This window comes from Micromonospora sp. NPDC049049 (assembly GCF_040649115.1).
Lineage (GTDB): Bacteria > Actinomycetota > Actinomycetes > Mycobacteriales > Micromonosporaceae > Micromonospora.
The window spans coordinates 1-3,011 of record NZ_JBEZEX010000067.1; the positions used below are offsets into that span (position 1 = coordinate 1).

Sequence of the window (3,011 nt, forward strand, 5' to 3'; positions counted from 1 at the left end):
TACCGAACAACCACGCAGGCCGCGCGAACGGACCGCACCGTGCGGACGGGCCGCACCGTGCGGACGGGCCGCACCGTGCGGACGGGCCGCACCGTGCGGACGGGCCGCACCGTGCGGACGGGCCGCACCGTGCGAACGGACCGCGCCGTGCGGTGGTCCCGTTACTCCGCCGCGGCGGACGGGCCGATGTTGGTCCGTGAGCCGACCACGTCCAGCACGTGGGTCACCGCCTCGGCGACCGGCACCCCGTTGCGCTGGGAGCCGTCGCGGTAGCGGAAGGAGACAGTGCCGGCGGCCACGTCGTCGTCACCGGCGATCACCATGAACGGGATCTTTTGCTGCTGCGCCGTCCGGATCTTCTTCTGCATCCGGTCGTCACCGGCGTCCACCTGGGCCCGGATGCCCTCGGCGCGCAGCGCCGCGACAAAGCCGTGCAGGTAGTCGGTGTGGTCCTCGCGGATCGGAATGCCCACCACCTGCACCGGCGCGAGCCAGGCCGGGAAAGCGCCAGCGTAGTGCTCGGTGAGCACCCCGAAGAACCGCTCGATCGACCCGAACAACGCACGGTGGATCATCACGGGCCGCTGCCGGCTACCGTCGGCGGCCTGGTACTCCAACGCGAACCGCTCCGGCTGGTTGAAGTCGACCTGGATGGTGGACATCTGCCAGGTCCGGCCGATGGCGTCACGGGCCTGCACGGAGATCTTCGGCCCGTAGAACGCCGCGCCGCCCGGGTCGGGAACCAGGTCCAGGCCGGAGGTCGCGGCGGCGGTCCGCAGCGCCTCGGTGGCCTCGGCCCAGTCTTCGTCGGCCCCGATGAACTTGGGCGAATCGTCCCGGGTCGACAGCTCCAGGTAGAAGTCGTCCAGGCCGTAGTCGCGCAGCAGGTCGAGCACGAAGCTGAGCAGCGTGGACAGCTCGCCGGCCATCTGCTCACGGGTGCAGTAGATGTGCGAGTCGTCCTGGGTCAGGCCGCGGACCCGGGTGAGGCCGTGCACGACACCGGACTTCTCGTACCGGTAGACGGTGCCGAACTCGAACATCCGCAGCGGCAGCTCCCGGTACGACCGCCCGCGCGACCTGAAGATCAGGTTGTGCATCGGGCAGTTCATCGCCTTGAGGTAGTAGTCCGCGCCCTCCAGCTGCATGGGCGGGAACATGGTGTCCGCGTAGTACGGCAGGTGACCGGAGGTCTGGAACAGCTGCGCCTTGGTGATGTGCGGGGTGTTGACGAACTCGTACCCCGCCTCCTCGTGCCGCCGCCGCGAGTAGTGCTCCATCTCGCGACGGATGATGCCGCCCTTGGGGTGGAAGACCGCCAGGCCGGAGCCGATCTCGTCGGGGAAGCTGAAGAGGTCGAGGTCCGCGCCGAGCTTACGGTGGTCGCGCCGGGCGGCCTCCTCCAACAGCTTCAGGTACGCCTTGAGCTCGTCGCGGGTCGGCCACGCGGTGCCGTACACCCGCTGTAGTTGGGGGTTCTTCTCCGACCCCCGCCAGTACGCGGCGGCGGAGCGCATCAGCTTGAACGCGCCGATCAGTCGGGTGGTCGGCAGGTGCGGGCCCCGGCACAGGTCCGACCAGCAGACCTTGTCCTCCTTGGCGTCGAGGTTGTCGTAGATGGTCAGCTCGCCGCCGCCCACCTCCATCACCTCGTCGGTGTCCAGGCCCTCGCCCTTGACCTCGATCAACTCCAGCTTGAACGGCTCGTCGGCCAGCTCGGAGCGCGCCTCGTCCAGGCTGCCGAAGCGGCGGCGACGGAACCGCTGCCCGGACTTGATGATCTCCTGCATGCGCTTCTCGAGCTTGCTGAGGTCATCGGGCTGGAACGGCTTGTCGACGTCGAAGTCGTAGTAGAAGCCGTTCTCGATGGGCGGGCCAATGCCCAGCTTGGCCTCGGGGAAGATGTCCTGCACGGCCTGGGCGAGGACGTGCGCGGTGGAGTGGCGCAGCACGTTGAGCCCGTCGGGCGACTCCAGGGTGACCGGCTCGACGACGGTCTCCTCGGCCGGCGCCCAGTCCAGGTCGCGCAGCTGGCCCTGCGGGTCGCGGACCACGACGATCGCCTTGGGACCGTTCGCGGGCAGTCCGGCCGCGGCCACCGCGTCGGCCGCCGTGGTCCCGGCGGCGACGACGACGGGGTCGGCCACGGCGGGGGTACGGGGTGCGGACACGGTGACTCCTCCAAGTGGTACGAAATGGTGCCGATCCTCGGCTCCTGCCGATGCTATCGGTCGCCCCGCCCCCGACCGGGAAGGGCACCTCCTTACCGCCGACGTTGAACCTTTCGCGCCTCGCAGCCGAACTAGAGGGTGTGGCCGGAAACCGGAACCGGCCACGCCGACACGGATGGGGGCACGACATGGCGAGCACGTACGGCGGTGGCCGTCGGCGGCGGATCGTGGCGGCGACCGCGGTGACCGCCGCTGGGCTGCTGCTCTGGCCTGGCACGGCGTACGCGGCAGACGTGACGACCACCCCGACCGAGGCCCGGCAGGGCGAGGCGGTACGGCTGGAGTTCAGCGTTCCGGAGGAGCGGGCCGGCACGAAGACCAAGCAGATCGAGGTACGGCTGCCGGCCGACGCGCCGATCGCCGAGGTCTACCCCATGTCGGTGGACGGCTGGGCGCCCCGGCTCAGCTCCCGCACCCTGGACAAGCCGCTGCCCGGCATCCACTCCTCCGGGGTGAGCACTGTGACGACCGCGGTGACCTGGGTCCGGGTGGGTGCGAGCGACCCGGGGCCGGCTCGGTTGGCGCTCTCCATGGGGCCGATGCCGCAGGCCGAGCGGCTCACCTTCGAGGTCGTCCAGACGTACGCCGATGGCACTGTGGTCCGGTGGGCGGACGCCACCGGTCCGCACCGGGCCCCGGCGCTGGCCCTGCTGCCGGCGGCGCCCGGCGCGGCGGGTCCGGCCGCGCACGGCTCCCTCACCACCGGGAGAAACGATGATAGGGTCACCGCAGCCCCCACACCGCCGCCGAACCACCGACCGGGCCGCCAGCGTGGTCCTC

Annotated in this window: 2 protein-coding genes; one reads left to right on the forward strand and one right to left on the reverse strand. The window is 70.8% G+C overall.

The annotated features are described in order from the left end of the window. Positions 1 to 161: 161 nt before the first annotated feature. Complete coding sequence (gene thrS, locus AB0B68_RS32045) at positions 162 to 2,171, reverse strand: threonine--tRNA ligase (protein ID WP_357202582.1); 2,010 nt, start codon at positions 2,169 to 2,171, stop codon at positions 162 to 164. Between the two features lie 188 nt (positions 2,172 to 2,359). On the opposite strand from thrS, the gene AB0B68_RS32050 reads away from it, so the two are divergent. Beyond that, positions 2,360 to 3,011: DUF1775 domain-containing protein (locus AB0B68_RS32050; protein ID WP_357264748.1), on the forward strand; the 652-nt coding region annotated here is incomplete at its 3' end.